At 59.7% G+C, this 236-nt stretch carries 1 protein-coding gene; it reads right to left on the bottom strand.

The genetic code is table 11. From position 1 onward, the window contains the following. Positions 1 to 236, bottom strand: a 236-nt coding sequence (locus tag Q4563_RS22605; RefSeq protein WP_303606146.1) for a M23 family metallopeptidase, incomplete at both ends; no start/stop codon positions are given.

Genomic DNA, 236 nt, shown 5'->3' with positions numbered 1-236 from the left:
CAGTGCAGGTGTGGCCCGGTAACTCGCCCGGTTGCGCCCACCAGACCAACGTGATCGCCTACCTCCAGCTGGTCTCCCGGCTGCACATCAATACGGCTCAAGTGGCAAAACATCGAAATCAGCCCTTGGCCGTGATCCAGCAACACGGTATTGCCGTTGAAATAATAATCCCCGGTTTGCACCACGGTGGCTTGCGCCGGGGCAATGATCTCGGTGCCGGTGGCGGCGGCAATATC

Source organism: Gilvimarinus sp. 1_MG-2023 (assembly GCF_030548285.1).
The sequence above is the reverse complement of the archived record's forward strand: the minus strand, read 5'-3'. Positions and strand labels throughout refer to the sequence as shown.